Annotated in this window: 14 protein-coding genes; 4 read left to right on the forward strand and 10 right to left on the reverse strand. The window is 75.1% G+C overall.

Annotated elements, in window-relative coordinates:
- Nucleotides 1-73 precede the first annotated feature (73 nt).
- Nucleotides 74-1,699, forward strand: a complete 1,626-nt coding sequence (locus tag ACZ4FH_RS26130) for a PucR family transcriptional regulator (protein ID WP_383649755.1) — start codon at nucleotides 74-76, stop codon at nucleotides 1,697-1,699.
- Between the two features lie 11 nt (nucleotides 1,700-1,710).
- On the opposite strand, the gene ACZ4FH_RS26135 is transcribed toward ACZ4FH_RS26130, so the two are convergent.
- The 5 genes from ACZ4FH_RS26135 to ACZ4FH_RS26155 all read right to left on the reverse strand — a co-directional run bounded on the left by ACZ4FH_RS26135 (nucleotide 1,711) and on the right by ACZ4FH_RS26155 (nucleotide 6,894).
- Complete coding sequence (locus tag ACZ4FH_RS26135; RefSeq protein ID WP_467307799.1) at nucleotides 1,711-2,808, reverse strand: glycosyltransferase family 4 protein; 1,098 nt, start codon at nucleotides 2,806-2,808, stop codon at nucleotides 1,711-1,713.
- Between the two features lie 236 nt (nucleotides 2,809-3,044).
- Entirely contained in the window at nucleotides 3,045-4,790 is a 1,746-nt protein-coding gene (recN, locus tag ACZ4FH_RS26140; RefSeq protein WP_467307800.1) for a DNA repair protein RecN, read from the reverse strand.
- A 79-nt stretch (nucleotides 4,791-4,869) separates the two neighbouring features.
- Nucleotides 4,870-5,775, reverse strand: coding sequence for an NAD kinase (locus tag ACZ4FH_RS26145; RefSeq protein ID WP_383649745.1), 906 nt, complete (start codon nucleotides 5,773-5,775; stop codon nucleotides 4,870-4,872).
- Entirely contained in the window at nucleotides 5,772-6,587 is an 816-nt protein-coding gene (locus ACZ4FH_RS26150) for a TlyA family RNA methyltransferase (protein ID WP_467307801.1), read from the reverse strand. Before ACZ4FH_RS26150 ends, ACZ4FH_RS26145 begins: the two co-directional genes overlap by 4 nt.
- A gap of 7 nt (nucleotides 6,588-6,594) precedes the next feature.
- On the reverse strand, nucleotides 6,595-6,894 hold the full coding sequence (locus ACZ4FH_RS26155) for a hypothetical protein (protein ID WP_467307803.1): 300 nt from the start codon (nucleotides 6,892-6,894) through the stop codon (nucleotides 6,595-6,597).
- Between the two features lie 43 nt (nucleotides 6,895-6,937).
- Here ACZ4FH_RS26155 and ACZ4FH_RS26160 point away from each other — a divergent pair, with 43 nt between their 5' ends.
- Complete coding sequence (locus ACZ4FH_RS26160) at nucleotides 6,938-7,285, forward strand: SCP2 sterol-binding domain-containing protein (protein WP_383649734.1); 348 nt, start codon at nucleotides 6,938-6,940, stop codon at nucleotides 7,283-7,285.
- Between the two features lie 4 nt (nucleotides 7,286-7,289).
- Here ACZ4FH_RS26160 and ACZ4FH_RS26165 read toward each other — a convergent pair whose 3' ends face one another.
- The 4 genes from ACZ4FH_RS26165 to ACZ4FH_RS26180 form a co-directional block, all read right to left on the reverse strand.
- Nucleotides 7,290-8,096 (reverse strand): ABC transporter ATP-binding protein, encoded by an 807-nt coding sequence (locus ACZ4FH_RS26165; protein ID WP_467307805.1) that lies wholly within the window; start codon nucleotides 8,094-8,096, stop codon nucleotides 7,290-7,292.
- A gap of 77 nt (nucleotides 8,097-8,173) precedes the next feature.
- Nucleotides 8,174-9,229 (reverse strand): FecCD family ABC transporter permease, encoded by a 1,056-nt coding sequence (locus tag ACZ4FH_RS26170; RefSeq protein WP_467307806.1) that lies wholly within the window; start codon nucleotides 9,227-9,229, stop codon nucleotides 8,174-8,176.
- Nucleotides 9,226-10,185 (reverse strand): FecCD family ABC transporter permease, encoded by a 960-nt coding sequence (locus tag ACZ4FH_RS26175; protein WP_467307825.1) that lies wholly within the window; start codon nucleotides 10,183-10,185, stop codon nucleotides 9,226-9,228. The genes ACZ4FH_RS26170 and ACZ4FH_RS26175 overlap by 4 nt, the downstream gene beginning before the upstream one ends.
- Nucleotides 10,186-10,547: 362 nt before the next feature.
- Complete coding sequence (locus ACZ4FH_RS26180) at nucleotides 10,548-11,576, reverse strand: HAD hydrolase-like protein (RefSeq protein ID WP_467307807.1); 1,029 nt, start codon at nucleotides 11,574-11,576, stop codon at nucleotides 10,548-10,550.
- Between the two features lie 70 nt (nucleotides 11,577-11,646).
- Between ACZ4FH_RS26180 and ACZ4FH_RS26185 the strand changes: the two genes are divergently transcribed.
- Nucleotides 11,647-12,927, forward strand: coding sequence for a DUF1015 family protein (locus tag ACZ4FH_RS26185; RefSeq protein ID WP_467307808.1), 1,281 nt, complete (start codon nucleotides 11,647-11,649; stop codon nucleotides 12,925-12,927).
- Nucleotides 12,928-12,988: 61 nt separating this feature from the next.
- Here ACZ4FH_RS26185 and ACZ4FH_RS26190 read toward each other — a convergent pair whose 3' ends face one another.
- The gene (locus ACZ4FH_RS26190) at nucleotides 12,989-13,720 is read right to left on the reverse strand and encodes a tetratricopeptide repeat protein (RefSeq protein WP_467307809.1); all 732 of its coding nucleotides are present in this window, start codon (nucleotides 13,718-13,720) and stop codon (nucleotides 12,989-12,991) included.
- A 30-nt stretch (nucleotides 13,721-13,750) separates the two neighbouring features.
- Between ACZ4FH_RS26190 and ACZ4FH_RS26195 the strand changes: the two genes are divergently transcribed.
- Nucleotides 13,751-14,728: hypothetical protein (locus ACZ4FH_RS26195; RefSeq protein ID WP_467307811.1), on the forward strand; the 978-nt coding region annotated here is incomplete at its 3' end.

The following is a 14,728-nucleotide window of genomic DNA, read 5'->3' on the forward strand; positions in this document are numbered from 1 at the left end:
GTACCTTCCTGACCAGGGCGCCCGCGCGTGCGCGCGCCCGGTACGACCGAAGCGAAGCGCGAGGCCAGAGTCGATGGAGACCCAAGGCGGCATCACCGTGCAGCGTGCCCTGGAGCTGCCCGGACTGCGCGGCGGGCTGCCCGAGGTGGTGGCGGGCGCCGACCGGCTGGGCCGGACCGTGCGCTGGGTGCACGCGGGCGAGGTCCCCAACATCGCCTCGCTGCTCAAGGGCGGCGAACTGCTGCTGACCACCGGTCTCGGGCTCGGCACCCGGCCCGCCGAGCAGCGGGCGTTCGTCCGCAGGCTGGCCGACCGGGGCATCGCGGCGCTCGTCGTGGAGCTCGGCCCGCGCTTCGGCCGGCTGCCCTCCTCGATCGTGGACGCGGCCCGCGCGGCCGGGCTGCCGCTGGTGCAGCTCCACCGCGAGGTGCCGTTCGTGACGGTGACGGAGGAGATCCACACCGAGATCGTCAACGGCCACTACGCGCTGCTGCGGCAGGCCGAGGACGTGCACCGGCGCTGCACCGAGGCGCTGCTCGGGGGCGGCGGGGTGCCGCAGGTGCTGGGGATCCTGGCGGACTTCGCGGCCAATCCGGTGTTCCTGGAGACGCCGGACGGCCAGTTGCTGTACGCGGCGGGCCCGCGCTCCGGTCCGGTCTCGGCCGATCCGCTCCAGGTGTGGGAGGGCATGCGGGGCGGGCGGGCGGCCCGTGAGTCGCCGCCGTCCGGGGCGGTGCTGGTGGACGTGCCGGGCGGCGGTCCGGGCACCGGCGCGGTGCGGGCCCGGCTGGTGCTGCTGGCGGTGGGCGGTCCGCTGGTGACGGTGCACCGCATGGCGGCGGAGCGGGCTGCGGGCATCCTCGCGGTGGTGCTGATGCAGGCCCGTCAGGAGGAGGAGCTGGCGGCGCGCGGCCGGGGCGACTTCCTGACCGATCTCGCGGAGGGCCGGATCACCCCCGAGGACGCGCCCGCGCAGGCCCGGGTGCTGGGGTTCAGGCCGGGTGAGCTGCCGCTGCTGCCGGTGGTGATGCGGCTCGCCCCGGAGCTGTCCCCGTCGGGCAACTGGGCGCTGCTGGCCCGTGCGGTCCTGGAGGAGCTGGCGTCCGTGGGCGTGCCGGTGCTGCTCGGGGTGCGGCCGGTGGAGGGCCGGGTGCCGCTGCTGCTGGGGCTGCGTTCGGAGACGGAGCGTACGGCGGTGGCCGACCGGGTGGCGGCGGCGCTGCGGGCCGGGGTGGAGCGGGCCGGTCTGGAACGGGCGGGCTCCCGTCCGCCGGTCGTGGTGGTCGGGGTCGCGGGCGGCTGGGCGGCGGCCGGTGCCGGGCTGCGGCACGCGGCGGAGACGGCGACGGCGGCGCAGGGGCTCGACCAGCGGCCCTGGTACGACGCCCGGCGCCTGGACATCGACCTGCTGCTGTGGCGGCTGCGGGACCATCCGGATCTGGCGGCCTTCGTGGAGCGCGCGATCGGCCCGCTCCGGGATCACGACCGCACCTCCAGGCCGCCGCTGCTGCCGACGCTGGAGACCTATCTGGCGCATGCGGGCCGGAAGGCGGAGACGGCGCGCGAACTGCATCTGAACCGCCAGACGCTGTACAACCGGCTGGCCCGCATCGGTGAGCTGCTGGGCACCGATCTGGACGATCCGCAGGCCGTCCTCGCGCTGAGCCTGGCCCTGCGCGCCCGCCGTCACGCGGGCTGAGCACCGGGGGCTCAGCGGGTCCGCGGCACTCCCAGGGGCTGCGCCAACTCGTCGTAGACGCTGAGGACATGGGCGATGGTGTCGTCCTCGGTCGGCCAGCCCGCGGCCTGCCGGATGCCCGCGGCGGCCAGCCGGTCGCGTTCCTCCGGGTCGTCCAGGAGCCGGGACACGGCACGGGCCAGCGCCTCCGCGTTGCCGTACGGCACCAGTTCCGCGGCGTCGCCGACGAGTTCGGGTACGCCCCCGACGGCGGTGGCGACCAGCGGCACCCCGGCCCGCAGCGCCTCCTGGGCCAGCAGGGAGCGGGCCTCCCAGCGGCTGGGGAGCACCACCAGATCGGCGGCGGCCAGGAGTTCGGGAACGTCCTCGCGGGTGCCGAGCAGCGCGACGGGCAGGTCCTCGGTCTTGATCCGGCGTCGCAGGGCGGCCCGCTCCCGCCCCTCCCCCGCGATGGCGACCAGCGGCGCGGGGTCCAGCCGCCGCCAGGCGTGCGCCGCGTCGAGCAGGGTGCCGTAGCCGTGCTGCGGGACGAGGCTGCCGACCGCCATGACCAACGGCCTTCCCACCGCGCCGAGTCCGGCGCGCACCTTGTCGCCGTCGACCGGGGCGGCGCTCTGGGCGAGGGGGGCGGCGAGGGGCGCCAGCCGGGCGTCGCGGGCGCCCCGCCGCCGGGCCCGGTCGACCAGGTCCGAGGAGGCGCCGAGCACCACGGACGCGGTGCGGGCCGCCCGCCGCTCCAGCAGGTGCAGGAGCCGGCGGCGCGCGCCCTCGGCGTGCGCCCGGGTGTGCCAGGTGAAGACGAGCGGGACGCGGCGGCCGCCGAGCGCGAGCGCGGTGCGCACGGCGGCGTGCAGTCCATGGGCGTGCACCACGTCGGCGTCGGCGCAGGCGGCGCGCAGCGCGGCGAGCGAGGCGGGGTCGGCGCGGCGGGGCACGGGGGCGAAACGGGCTCCGGCGGCGGAGAACCCGTAGGCGCGTTCCAGCGCGGCCGGGGCGCAGACGGTGACCTGGACGCCCCGGGCGATCAGTCCGGCGGCCAGCGATCCGACATGGGCGCTGCTGCCCGCACTGCCGCCGCCCAGCACTTGGACCGTACGCAGCTGTGACACGTTGAATGGCTCCCGGGGCTCCCGGGCCGGCGGCAGAAGGTCCCGTGTCCGGGACTGGCCGGCCCTCTCCGTTACACGCCAAGGATGCCAGCCCGTACGCCCGTTCCGGCACGCCCGGACCGTCGCTCCGGGACTCACCCCGACAAACCCGGCGTGGCGCACCACTCGCACGGGTGAAATACGTGCGCCCCATGTGCGGAGCCGGTCCGGCTCCGCGCAGGGGGCGCACACAGGCCCTACGCGTCCGTCCGCGCGGTGGCGAGCAGCTCCTCCGCGTGGGCGCGGGCGGTCTCGGAGTCCTCCTGGCCCGCGAGCATCCGGGACAGCTCCCGCACCCGGTCCTCGCCCTCCAGGACGGTGACGCCGCTGCTGGTGACCGAGCCGTCCACGGTCTTCTCGACCAGCAGCTGCCGGTCGGCGAAGGCGGCCACCTGGGGCAGGTGGGTGACGACGACGACCTGGGCCGAGCGGGCGAGCTTCGCCAGCCGGCGGCCCACCTCCACGGCCGCCTTGCCGCCGACGCCCGCGTCGACCTCGTCGAAGAGATAGGTCGGCACCGGGTCGGAGCCGGCGAAGACGACCTCCACGGCGAGCATCACCCGGGACAGCTCACCGCCCGAGGCGCCCTTGGCGATGGGCCGGGGCTGGGCGCCGGGGTGCGGGGCCAGCAGGAGTTCCACCTCGTCGGCGCCGGACGGCCCGTACGCGACGTTCCGTCCGCCGATCTCGATGCCGGAGGCCTCGTCGGGCGCCTCGGTCTGCCGGATCGCGAAGGAGACCCGGGCGTGCGGCATGGCCAGCGAGGCCAGTTCCTCGGTGACCGCCCCGGCGAAGCGGTCCGCGGCCTCCGTCCGGGCGTCGCTCAACGCCTCGCCGAGCACGGAGAGTTCGGCGCGCAGCGCGTCGCGTTCGGCGGTCAGCTCGCCGATCCGGTCGTCGTCGCCCTCCAGCTCGGTCAGCCGGGCCGCACCGTCCCGCGCCCAGGCCAGGACGGTGTCGATGTCCTCGCCGTACTTGCGGGTGAGGGCGGTGAGCGCGGCGCGCCGCTCCTCGACGGCGGCGAGCCGCAGCGGGTCGGCGTCCAGCTGGTCGGCGTACCCGGACAGTTCGCCCGAGACGTCGGCGAGCAGGATGGAGATCTCGCCCACCCGGTCGGCGAGCGCGGCGAGCGCGGCGTCGTGGGAGCGCACCCCGTCCAGCGCCTGCCGGGCCGCGGCCACGACGGTCGTCGCGTCCAGGGCCTCGGGGTCCTCCGGATTGCCGGCCAGCGCGGTGTGCGCGAGGGCGGCGGCGGAGGCGAGGGCGTCGGCGTGGCCGAGCCGCTGTGCCTCGGCGGCCAGTTCGGTGTCCTCGCCGGGCAGCGGTTCCACGGCGGCGATCTCGTCCAGCCCGAAGCGCAGCAGATCGGCTTCCTGGGCCCGTTCGCGGGCGCGGGTGGTCAGCTCGTCCAGTTCCCCGGCCACCTCGCGCAGCCGCCGGTAGGCGGTCGCGTAGGCGGTGTGGGGCACGGCGACGCCGTCGCCCGCGTAGCGGTCCAGGGCCTGGCGCTGCCGGGCGGGCTTGAGGAGCCCCTGCTGGTCGGTCTGGCCGTGCACGGCGACGAGGTCGTCCGCGAGTTCGGCGAGGACGCCGACGGGCACGGATCTGCCGCCCAGGTGGGCCCGGGAGCGCCCCTCGGCGGAGACGGTACGGCTGACGAGCAGCGCACCGTCCTCGATCTCGGCCCCGGCCTCCTCGGCGCGCAGCGCCGCCGCGTCGCCCTCGGCCACCGTGATCCGGCCCTCGACGACGGCGGCCTTGGCACCGATCCGCACCAGGGCCGGGTCGGCGCGCCCGCCGAGCAGCAGCCCGAGGCTGGTGACGACCATGGTCTTGCCCGCGCCGGTCTCACCGGTCACCGCGGTGAAGCCGGGTGACAGCTCCACCACCGCGTCGTCGATGACTCCGAGCGACCGTATCCGCATCTCCTCCAACACGCACATGACCATACGAGGTTTCGTGCCCCGCGTGCACACGGGTCGGGGCCGGGACGCCGGATCGGGTGGTGCGCGGCGCCGGGTGTCAGTGCGGCGCGCCGCGCCATCCCGAGACCGGCAGGGCGAACTTGGCGACCAGCCGGTCGGTGAAGGAGGCCTGGTGCAGCCGGGCGAGGCGGACGGGCACGGTGCCGCGCCGCACCTCGACACGGGCGCCGGCGGGCAGCTCCACGGTCCTGCGGCCGTCGCACCAGAGCACCCCGTGCGGGGTGTGCGGCTGGACCTCGACGGCGAGCACCGAGGTCGGCGAGGTCACCAGCGGTTTGGCGAACAGGGCGTGGGCGCTGATCGGGACCATCAGCAGCGCCTCGACCTCGGGCCAGACGACGGGGCCGCCGGCCGAGAAGGCGTAGGCGGTCGAGCCGGTCGGGGTGGCGCAGACGATGCCGTCGCAGCCGAAGCCGGTGACCGGACGGCCGTCGATCTCCAGCACGACCTCCAGCATCCGCTCGGGCGACACCTTCTGCACGGCCGCCTCGTTGAGCGCCCAGTCGGTGTGGACGACGTCGCCGTTGCTGTGCACGACGACGTCGATCGTCATGCGCTCCTCGACGGCGTAGGCGCGGGTGACGACCCGGTCGACGACCTTGTCGAGGTCGTCGCGCTCGGCCTCGGCGAGGAAGCCGACGCGGCCGAGGTTGACGCCGAGCATGGGGACCCCGGAGGCGCGGGAGAGTTCCGCGCCGCGCAGCAGGGTGCCGTCGCCGCCGAGGACGATCAGCAGTTCACAGCCCTCGACCGGGGCGGCCGTGGCGTCGGTGACCGTTTCGACGGACGGCGGGAGCGGCAGATCCGCCGCCTCGGTGGCCAGGACCCGGACGCCGAGTCCGCTGCGGAGCAGTCCCTGGACGACGAGTTCGGCACTGCGGATCGCGGCCGGGCGGCCGGTGTGCGCCAAAAGGAAGACTGTTCGTGCCGCATTCGTCGTCAACGAGGCCCCTCCGCCACTGCACGGTCGACATCCGCGGGATCCAGCTCCGGTGCTCCGGCCCGCAGCCACAGAAAGTACTCGACGTTCCCCGAGGGCCCCGGCAACGGGCTGGCCGTGACGCCCCGGACGCCCAGTCCGAGCGCCCGTGCCCGCCGGGCCACCTCGCGGACCGCCTCGGCCCGCAGCTCGGGGCTGCGCACCACACCGCCGCTGCCGAGCCGTTCCTTGCCCACCTCGAACTGCGGTTTGACCATGAGGACGAGGTCGGCGTCCGGGGCGGCGCAGCGCGCCAGGGCCGGCAGCACGAGTCCGAGCGGGATGAACGACAGATCGCCCACCACCAGGTCGACGGGCTCGCCGTCGATGGCCTCCGGTGTCAGCTCGCGGACGTTGGTCCGGTCCTTGACGACCACCCGGGCGTCGGACTGGAGCGACCAGGCGAGCTGGCCGTAGCCGACGTCCACGGCGACGACCTGCCGGGCCCCGGCGCGCAGCAGCACATCGGTGAAGCCGCCGGTGGACGCCCCGGCGTCCAGGGCCCGCCGCCCCTCGACGGCCAGGCCGAGGGGGACGAAGGCGGCGAGGGCGCCGGCGAGTTTGTGGCCGCCGCGCGAGACGTAGTCGGGGTCGCTGTCGTCCTTGGTGACGACGAGGGCGGCGCTCGTCTCGACCTGGGTGGCCGCCTTGGTCGCGGTGGTGCCGCCGACGGTCACCCGTCCCGCGGCGATCAGCTGGCTCGCGTGTTCGCGTGAGCGGGCGAGCTTTCGGCGTACCAGCTCGGCGTCGAGGCGGCGACGGGCCACTCCTGCCACGTTCGGTTCAGCTCCTGTTGTCGTACGGGGGCGTCGGGACGGGAGCCGGTGCGGGCCCGGCGTCCAGCGCGGTCAGCGCGGAGCGCAGACCACGGTGTACATCCTCGTACACCTCGATGTGTCCGTCCGCCGCGAGGTGGTCCGCGTCGGCCAGCCGCTCCAGCGCCGCGTCCACCCCGGCGTCGCCCGTGGGCGTGCGGACGAGGCCCAGCGGCGCGGGTGCGGCGGGCTCGGCCGGCACGTCCCGCGGGGGCGCGCCGGGCGGTGGTGCGGCGGCCTCCTCCGGCCCCGGCATCGAGTCGCTCATACGGCGAACGCTACCCCGAAGCGCTGGGGTACCGTCGGTCGTGATGGCGACCATGGAGGAGTGCCGCGGCGCACTCGACAGACTTTCCGACACCCTCGCGGGGGCCGACGGCGACGTGCGCGGCGCGGCCGCCCTGGACCGCTCCCTCAGCTGCCACATCACGGATCTGGACGTGACGTTCACCGGCCGGCTCGGGGACGGCCGGATCCGGGTGCTGGACACGGTCGAGGGGCCGCCCCGGGAGAAGGCCGAGATCCGGCTGGCGATGACCGGGGACGATCTGGTGGCGATGGTGGACGGCCGGCTGAACTTCGCGCGCGCGTGGGGATCGGGCCGGGTCCGGCTGGAGGCGGGCTTCCGCGATCTGCTGAGACTGCGGTCCCTGCTGTAGCCGGTCAGGCCCCGGCAGTCTTCGCGGCACGCTGCCGGGCGGCGGGCACCACCAGCGGCGTCCCCGTCTCCGGGTCGTCGATCACCTGGCAGCGCAGCCCGAAGACCCGCTCCACCAGTTCCGCGGTGACGACGTCGCCGGGCGCGCCCTCCGCGACGACCCGGCCCTCCCGCATGGCGATGAGGTGCGTGGCGTACCGCGCCGCGTGGTTCAGGTCGTGCAGGACGGCCACCAGCGTGCGGCCCTGGGTCTCGTGGAGTTCGGCGCAGAGGTCGAGCACGTCGATCTGGTGCTGGATGTCGAGATACGTGGTGGGCTCGTCGAGCAGCAGCAGCGGGGTCTGCTGGGCGAGCGCCATGGCGATCCAGACGCGCTGGCGCTGACCGCCGGACAATTCGTCGACATAGCGATCCCCCAGCGCTCCGACGCCGGTGGCCGCCATCGACTCCTCGACAATGCGCTCGTCCTCGGGCGACCACTGGCGGAGCAGCCCCTGGTGCGGGTAGCGGCCGCGGGCGACCAGATCGGCGACGGTGATGCCCTCGGGCGCGATCGAGGACTGGGGCAGCAGCCCGAGGGTCCGGGCGACCTTCTTCGCGGGCAGGGCGTGGATGGACTCCCCGTCCAGCAGCACCCGGCCCCGGCTCGGCCGCAGCATCCGCGAGAGCGCCCGCAGCAGGGTCGACTTGCCGCAGGCGTTGGGGCCGACGATCACGGTGAACGACCGGTCCGGGATCTCGACCGAGAGGTTCTCCGCGATGACCCGCTGGTCGTAGCCGAGGGTCACCGAGTCCGCGGTGAGGCGCTGCATGGTCGTACTCCGGGGGTCGTTCGGTTCGGTTGCGGTGGACGGGGCGCCGGCGCGGCCGGTGTCCCGGGTGCGGGTCCTCATATGCGGCCCGCCCGGCGTTCGGTGACCAGCAGCCAGAGCAGATAGCAGCCGCCGAGCACACCGGTGACGACGCCGACGGGCAGCTGCCGGTCGCCGAAGGCCCGCATCGACACCCAGTCGGCGACGAGGAGCAGTGCCGCGCCCATGAAGGTCGCGGCGACCAGGTTGGGCCCGGTGGAGCGGGTGAGCCGGCGGGCCAGCTGCGGGGCGCTCAGCGAGACGAAGGCGATCGGCCCGGCGGCGGCCGTGGCCACCGCGACGAGCAGCACCGCCGCGCCCATGAGGACGAGCCGGGTCCGTTCGACCCGTACCCCGAGCGCGTACGCGGCGTCGTCGCCCATCTCCATCACCCGCAGGGCGGGTCCGTGCAGGAAGACCACGGGCAGCAGCACCGCACAGACCGCGAGGAGCGGCCAGACCTGGGCCCAGTCGCGGCCGTCGAGCGATCCGGTCATCCAGACGACGGCCCGGGTGGCGTCCACCAGGTTGGCCTTGGTGATGAGGTACTGGGTGCCGGCGGTGAGCATGGCGGCGGCGCCGATGCCCACGAGGACGAGCCGGAATCCGTGGACCCCGCGCTTCCACGCCAGCAGGTACACGGCGACCCCGGTGAGCAGTCCGCCGGCGACCGCGCCGCCCGCGACGGCGGTCGCCCCGCCCTGGAAGAGGACGATCACGCTCAGCGCGCCCACGGTGGCGCCCTGGCCGAAGCCGAGCACGTCGGGGCTGCCGAGCGGGTTGCGCGAGAGCGTCTGGAAGACGGCGCCGCCGACGCCCAGCGCCGCGCCGACCAGGAGCCCGACCAGGACCCGCGGCAGCCGCAGGTCCGTGACGATGAACTCCTGCTGGAACGTGCCGTGTCCCAGGAGCGTGCGGACCACCTCGGCGGGGGTCAGGGAGAAGTCGCCGGTGCCGATGAGGACGACGGCCGCGCCGGCCGCCACGACGGCGAGCAGCACGACGACGAGGGCGGCACGCACGTCCGTACGGAACGAGTACCCGCCTGCGGTCCGGACGGCCCGCACGGACCGCTTCCCGGTGGTGGTGCTCACAGCTGGACCATCCTCTTGCGGCGTACGAGGTGGAGGAAGACGGGTCCGCCGAGCAGCGCGGTGACGATGCCGACCTGGAGTTCGGACGGACGGGCGACGACCCGGCCGACGACGTCGGCCCCGAGCAGCAGCACCGGGGCGAGGACGGCGGAGTACGGCAGGATCCAGCGCAGGTCGGGGCCGGTGATCGTGCGCACCAGATGCGGGATCATCAGCCCGATGAAGACGATCGGCCCGCACGCGGCGGTCGCGGCCCCGCACAGCAGGGTGACGGCGAGCATGGCGAGGATCCGGGTCCGGGTCAGCCGCGCGCCGAGCGCGCGTGCGGTGTCGTCGCCCATCTCCAGCGCGTTGAGCGGGCGGGCGATGAGCGCGGTGAGCAGCACGCCGAGCGCGATGAACGGCCAGACCTTGCCGATCGTCCCCGGGGTCGCGGAGGCCAGCGAACCGACGGTCCAGAACCGCAGCCGGTCGAGGGCGGCGGAGTCCAGCAGTTGTACGGCGTTGACGTAGCCGTACAGCGCGGCGGTGACGGCCGTCCCGGCGAGCGCGAGGCGCACGGGGTTGGCGGAGCGGCTGCCGCCGAGCAGATAGACGGCGGCCGAGACGAGCGCGGCCCCGGCGAACGCGAACCAGACGTATCCGGTCAGCGAGGTGACGCCGAAGAAGCTGATCGCGGAGACGACGGCGGCGGACGCTCCGGCGTTGACGCCGAGCAGCCCCGGTTCGGCCAGCGGATTGCGGGTCAGCGCCTGCATCACCGCGCCGGCGAGTCCGAGCGCCGCCCCGACCAGCAGTCCGAGCACGGTCCGGGGGACGCGCACCTCGCGGACGAGGACGTCGTCGCCGCTGCCGCCGGGGTGGAACAGGCCGTCCCACACATCGGCGAGCGGCAGCGCCTTGGCGCCGACCGCGACACTCGCCAGACAGACCAGCACCAGGAGCCCCAGGGCCACCAGCAGTCCCGCGGCACGCATCGCGCGTCGCCGGGGCGGCGGGGCCGGGGCGGGCACGGCGGACGGGCCCGGACGGGGGTTCGGAGGACTCTCAACCAACACGCGGTTAGGTTAGCCTAGCCTCCCCATGCCACCGATGGGCGGCCGGGGAGTCCGGCCCGGGGCCGGACGGGGTCGGTCCGGGAGCCCCGGGGCCGGTCAAGGACAGGCCCGCTCCACAAGCCCCCCGGGGCCGGTCAAGGACAGGCCCGCTCCACGAGCCCCCGGGGGCCGGACAGAAGGAATCCGGACCGCGAGCCCCGGGGCCGGTCGGGAGGCATCGGGACCGCGACCCCCCGGGCCGGAAGGACCCTCCCCGCGCCCTACAGCCCGAGCCGCGCGACCGCCTTGCCCGCGTCGAGCCCGCAGGCCCCGTCCCCGGCGTGCGTCCAGGCCGCACCGCACAGGGCGCGCAGCCCGTCGAGCGGGTCGCCGTCACCGTCCAGCACCAGGGCCTCACCGCGCACCGAGGCCGTCCATCCGCCGCAGACATGCCCGTCGCCCGCCGGGACCACCTCGGGCTGGCCGGTCAGCAGCCCGCGCAGATCGCGGTCGACGTACGTGGGCCGGTGGGCGGGCACGGCGGACAGCAGCCCCGCCGCGCCGGTCACCCCGGTGAGCACGAGCAGCGAGTCCACGCCCCCGTTGAACGCCCCCTCGATGTCCGTGTCGAGCCGGTCCCCGACGACGAGCGGACGCTCCGCCCCGGTCCGCAGCACCGTCTCGCGGTGCATCGGCGGCAACGGCTTCCCGGCGACCCGCGGCTCGGCGCCGGTGGCGATCCGCACGACCTCCACGGCGGCACCGTTGCCGGGCGCGATGCCCCGGGCACCGGGGATCGTCAGATCGGTGTTGGACGCGAACCACGGCAGCCCGCGGTTGATCGCGTAACAGGCCTCGGCGAACCGCCCCCACGCCATGTCCGGGCCCCCGTACCCCTGCGCCACGGCCGCCGGGTCGTCGTCGGCCGACTCCACCGGCACGAGCCCGCGTTCACGCAGCGCCACCCGCAGCCCCTCGCCGCCGACCACGAGCACCCGCGCCCCGGCGGGCAGCTGATCGGCGATCAGCCGGGCGACGGCCTGGGCGGAGGTGATGACGTCGGCGGGTTCGGCGGGCACCCCCAGCTCCGTCAGATGCTCCGCCACCGCGGCCGGGGTGCGCAGCGCGTTGTTGGTGACGTACGCGAGATGCATGCCGCCGTCCCGCGCGGTGCCGAGGGACGCGACGGCATGCCCGATCGCCTGCCCCCCGGCGTACACCACTCCGTCGAGATCGAGCAGCGCCGTGTCGTACGCCTCGTTCAGCGGGGTGCTGCTCCCGCCGGGCCTGGTCCTGCTCGCGCCACTCATGTCCGCCACTCCTCATCGCTGCGTATCCCCCGATCATCGCGCATCGGGCGGGCGCACCTACGATGCTGGGATGAACACACGAGGCCCGGCGATCCCGGGACTGCGTCTGGTTCCGTTCCGCGGACTGCGTTACGTCCCCGACCGGGTCGGCAGTCTTTCGGCGGTGACCTCGCCCCCGTACGACGTGGTCGTACGCCCCGACGGGCTGCACCACCTCGAATCGGCCGATCCGCACAACATCGTGCGTCTGATCCTCCCCCAGGGGGAGTCGGCCACCGCCCGGCACGAGCAGGCCGCCGCGACCCTGCGCCGCTGGCGGGCCGAGGGCGTCCTGGCCCCGGATCCCGAACCCGTCCTGTACGTGTACGAGCAGCGGGGCGACGGGATCCTCCAGCGCGGGGTGATCGGCGCCCTGGAGCTGTCGGAGCCGGGTGACGGGATCGTGCTCCCGCACGAGGACGTGATGGACCACGTCGTGGAGGACCGCGCCGATCTGATGCGGACGACGCGGGCCCACCTCGAACCGCTGCTGCTGACCTATCCGGGCGACGGCGGCCCGACAGGCACGCACGCGGTCATCGGGCGGACGGTGGAGCTGCCGCCGCTGCTGGACACGACGACGGAGGACGGGTTCCACCACCGGCTCTGGGCGGTCACGGACGCCGGAGACCGGGCGGAGATCGAACGGGACCTGGCCGGCCACCAGGCACTGATCGCCGACGGCCACCACCGCTGGGCCACCTATCTGCGGCTGCGCCGCGAGCACTCCGCGCCCGGCCCCTGGGACTTCGGCCTGGTCCTGCTGGTGGACACGGCCCACTATCCGCTGCGGGTCCGTTCGATCCACCGGCTGCTGCACGGGCTTCCCGTGGCCGATGCGCTCGCCGCGCTGACGGGCCTGTTCCGGGTCCGCACCGTGGAGGGGCCGCTCCCCCGCGCCCTGGACGCGCTGGCCGGTGCGGCGGCGGAGGGCAACGCGTTCCTGCTGGCGGGCGACGGCGCCTTCCACCTCGTCGACCGGCCGGACGAGGCCCTGCTCGCCCGGACCGTCCCGGCGGACCGCCCGGCCGCCTACCGCTCCCTGGACGCGACGGTCCTGCACGCGGCGCTCCTCGGCGAGGTCTGGCGGGTCCCCGACGACGATCCGTCCCGGATCGCCTACATCCACGACACGGCGGCCGCCGTCGAGCAGGCGGAGCGGCACGGTTCCACCGCGGTGCTGATGCATCCGGTACGCGAGGGCCTGGTCCGGGACCTGGCCCGGCAGGGCGTCACCATGCCCCGCAAGTCGACGTCGTTCGGCCCCAAGCCCGCCACAGGACTGGTCCTGCGCGGTCTGGACCTCGGCTGATCCGTCCCGGAACGCGGAAGAGGGCGGCACCCCGTGCGGGGTGCCGCCCTCTTCCCTGTCGTCAGGCCGTGGCCGGACCGTCGTGCTCGTCGCCGTCCTCGGAGACGTCGTCGTCCGCGGCGCTCACGGCCGGAGTCCCGGCCGTACCGGTGTCGTCGCCCTCGTCACCCTCGTCGTCGAGGGCGTCCACGAACTCCACACCGTCCAGCTCGGCCAGCCGGTCGGAGGCGTCCGTGGCGCCGTCCTTGTCGGCCTCCAGCGCCTTGCCGAACCATTCGCGGGCCTCGTCCTCACGCCCGGCGGCCAGCAGGGCGTCCGCGTACGCGTAGCGCAGCCGCGGCGTCCAGGCGTGCACGGCGCTGGAGGCCAGCTCGGAGCTCTGCAGGGTCACGATGGCGGCGTCGAGCTGCCCCATGTCCCGGCGGGCACCGGCGGCGACCAGCCGCATCTCGACCTGGCCGGCCTTGTCCAGCTTCTGCACCTCGGGCTCGCCGGCCATGGCCAGCGCGCGCTCGGGCCGTCCCAGTCCGCGTTCGCAGTCGGCCATGACGGGCCACAGCTCCACGGACCCGGTCATCCGCCGGGCGGCACGGAACTCGGCCAGCGCCTCCGCGTACTTCTGCGTCGCGTACGCGGCGAAGCCGGCGGCCTCCCGCACGGCGGCGACCCGCGAGGCCAGCCGCAGGGCGATGCGCGAGTACGCGTACGCCTGGTCGGGGTCCTCGTCGATGTACCGCGCCACCATGACGAGGTTCCGCGCCACGTCCTCGGCCAGCGTCTTCGGCAGGCTCATCAGCTCCTGGCGGACGTCCGGGTCGATCTCGTGCCCGGTGACGTCGTCGGGAATGGGCAGCCGCTTGATGGGCTCACGGTCGCGGTCGTCGCGCCGGTCATATCCGCCCCGGTCGTCCCGGCCCCGGTAACCGCCCCGGTCCCGGTCGTCGCGCCCCCGGTAGCCACCGCCCCGCTGGTCGTCCCGGCCCCGGTAGCCGCCGCCCCGGTTGTCGTCACGGCGCGGACCGCGGTCGCGGTCGCGGTCGTCGCGGCGGTACCCGCCACCACGGTTGTCGTCGTCGCGGCGGTATCCGCCACGGTCGCCACCGGGCCGGCTGTCGTCGCGGCGGAAGCCGCCGCCACGGTTGTCGTCGTCGCGACGCGGCCCACGCGGCCGGTCGTCACGGCGGTCGAACCCGCCGCCCGGACGGCCGCCCCGGTCGTCCTCACGCCGAGGAGCCCGCTCATCACGCCGGAACCCACCACGGTCATCACGACGGAAGCCGCCACCAGCGGCCCCACCACGATCGTCACGCCGGAAGCCACCACCGGAGGAACCGCCCCGGTTGTCGTCACGGCGCGGACCACGATCACGGTCACGGTCGTCGCGGCGGTACCCGCCACCACGGTTGTCGTCGTCGCGGCGGTATCCGCCACGGTCACCGCCGGGCCGGCTGTCGTCGCGGCGGAAGCCGCCGCCACGGTTGTCGTCGTCGCGACGCGGCCCACGCGGCCGGTCGTCACGGCGGTCGAACCCGCCGCCCGGACGGCCGCCCCGGTCGTCCTCACGCCGAGGAGCCCGCTCATCACGACGGAACCCACCGCCAGCGGACCCACCACGGTCATCACGACGGAACCCACCGCCGGAGGAACCCCCACGGTCGTCGCGGCGGAACCCGCCACCGTACGAGCCGCCCCGGTTGTCGTCACGGCGCGGACCACGATCACGGTCGTCGCGACGGAAACCACCACGGTCGCCACCGGGCCGGCTGTCGTCACGGCGGAAGCCGCCACCACGGTTGTCGTC

It is taken from the genome of Streptomyces sp. NPDC024555 (genome assembly GCF_055559335.1).

Bases quoted from the DNA above. Each gene is read 5' to 3' on its own strand.
- ACZ4FH_RS26130 (WP_383649755.1), top strand. From the start codon at position 74: ATGGAGACCCAAGGCGGCATCACCGTGCAGCGTGCCCTGGAGCTGCCC.
- recN (WP_467307800.1), bottom strand. From the start codon at position 4,790: ATGTGCGTGTTGGAGGAGATGCGGATACGGTCGCTCGGAGTCATCGAC.
- ACZ4FH_RS26155 (WP_467307803.1), bottom strand. From the start codon at position 6,894: ATGAGCGACTCGATGCCGGGGCCGGAGGAGGCCGCCGCACCACCGCCC.
- ACZ4FH_RS26160 (WP_383649734.1), top strand. From the start codon at position 6,938: ATGGCGACCATGGAGGAGTGCCGCGGCGCACTCGACAGACTTTCCGAC.
- ACZ4FH_RS26165 (WP_467307805.1), bottom strand. From the start codon at position 8,096: ATGCAGCGCCTCACCGCGGACTCGGTGACCCTCGGCTACGACCAGCGG.
- ACZ4FH_RS26180 (WP_467307807.1), bottom strand. From the start codon at position 11,576: ATGAGTGGCGCGAGCAGGACCAGGCCCGGCGGGAGCAGCACCCCGCTG.
- ACZ4FH_RS26185 (WP_467307808.1), top strand. From the start codon at position 11,647: ATGAACACACGAGGCCCGGCGATCCCGGGACTGCGTCTGGTTCCGTTC.
- ACZ4FH_RS26190 (WP_467307809.1), bottom strand. From the start codon at position 13,720: ATGAGCCTGCCGAAGACGCTGGCCGAGGACGTGGCGCGGAACCTCGTC.